This is a genomic window from Polaromonas sp. P3_C2 (assembly GCF_056402675.1).
Map to the genome: position 1 here is coordinate 1 of NZ_JBFUGX010000755.1, position 1,813 is coordinate 1,813.

Genomic DNA, 1,813 nt, shown 5'->3' on the forward strand with positions numbered 1-1,813 from the left:
CATCATGTACACGGGCTTCGTGGCGCTGCAGATGGCCTTGTTCCAGGCCAGCACAGGAGGTCAGGAGTTTTCGAAAAAAGGTGCCTTTACGCTGGTGCATCCGAACGGAAAACGCTACGAACACAGTTTTGAGTCCTTGCTGTCCAGTTTGGAAAAAGAATACGAACGTTCACCCTTCTATTTGATGGCCTGCGAGCCCAACTGGGTCTATCCCCTGTGCAACACAATGGGAGCCGCGGCATTGCGTGCCCACGATGCGCAGTACGGTCAGATGAAATGGGCCGGTCACGCGCCAGAGTTCCGCCGGCATCTGGACGCGGAGTTTCTGGATGGCATGGGTCGCTACGTGCCATGCCGTTCTACGTACACGGGATTGGCCTTGCCGGCCATTGGTGGTGCAATGCCCCTGGCGATGCCCTGCTACTTTTTGAATGCGCTGGAACCTGACCTGGCGCGTCGCCAATGGCTGTTGTTGAGACGTCAGCTGTTCGATAGTCGTGAGGGACTTCGACGCAGTGAATTCTGGCCCATCGATACGGGAAACTATGGTTTCTCAAGAGGGAGTGCTTACGCGGCGACGGCCTTGGCGGCGGTAGAGTTGGGCGATGAGTGTGTGTATCAAAACTGCATGGATGCCCTGGAGTACGAGTGTCCAACTACTCTCAGTCATGGGGTCGCCCACAGGAATAAGGCCTCGGTATGGGCGCATGGTGTCGAGCTGATGGCGCACTCGGGAGGGCACGACAGCTTTCGAAACCTGATCAGTAACCCGCTTCCATCAAAAGGTCCCAGATTGGAACCCCTGTCCTATCCCGATGTGCTGGTTGCAGCTGCGCACTTCGATGCTGTGAGCAGCTCTTTGCAGGCGGTGCTGTACGGCGGAGCCGGTGATGGCATTAAGAGCTTGGGCGTGTCGGGCTTGCGTCCGTTGGCACCTTATCGGGTCACAGGCGCATGCCTGACGCAGGTTCTGGCTGATGACATGGGAAATGTGTGCTTGCAGATTCCGCTTGCTGGGCGCACCTGTTTGACGCTGGAGCCGGCCGGCGCGCTGTGATGGGTTGCTGTATTTTGATGGCCACGGTATGGGGCTGCTTGTATGGGTTGCAGGTTATGCAGGTGTGCACTGTTCGACGTTCATGTGTTGCCCAGGCTTGGCGCTTGGTAAACAGGAAGGATGGGAAATGAAAGAAGTCCCTCATGCCCGCGCAGCGCAACGATTCACTCTGGTCGCACGCCTCAAGAGCTTTGGTTATGCCTTCGAGGGGATTGCCTTGATGCTTAAAACACAGCACAACGCATGGCTGCATCTCATCGCCACAATACTAGTGACGGGGCTGGCCGGTTGGTGCCGAGTGGACGCCGGCGATTGGCGCTGGCTGATTGGTGCGATGACCATGGTTTGGATGGCAGAGGCCATGAACACTGCAGTGGAGTCGCTCTGCGATGTTGTGTCGCCACAATATTCATTGGCGGTCAAATGCGCAAAGGATCTTGCTGCCGGCGGCGTGTTAATTGCGGCTTGCGCAGCAGCGGCAACCGGTGTCATAACCTTCTGGCCCTATTTGGGAGATGGCCTATAAGTTTCCGTCGGTGGCCCTGCTCTTGGAGTTAGCCTGAGTTGGTTGCGGAGGTGGCTTGCCGGGTGATTGCGCTGTGCGTGACGCGCCCGCCTTTAAAGACTTGAATCACAGATGGAGCTTATGTGGATCAGATTTCGACAGGATTCAAACAAGCCGCGTAGCAACCTGCTTATTTGGTGGGAGTTTTGCTTTCTAAACCTCAAAAAATAAAGGACACCGAAGTGTCCTTT

At 56.2% G+C, this 1,813-nt stretch carries 2 protein-coding genes; both read left to right on the forward strand.

Annotated elements, in window-relative coordinates; genetic code table 11:
* The coding region (locus AC1DWI_RS21555; RefSeq protein WP_477725718.1) for a linalool dehydratase/isomerase domain-containing protein at nt 1-1,057 on the forward strand (1,057 nt) is incomplete at its 5' end.
* A 127-nt stretch (nt 1,058-1,184) separates the two neighbouring features.
* Nucleotides 1,185-1,583: a diacylglycerol kinase family protein gene (locus AC1DWI_RS21560; RefSeq protein WP_477647988.1), complete on the forward strand. Its 399-nt coding sequence runs from the start codon at nt 1,185-1,187 to the stop codon at nt 1,581-1,583.
* Nucleotides 1,584-1,813: the final 230 nt, after the last annotated feature.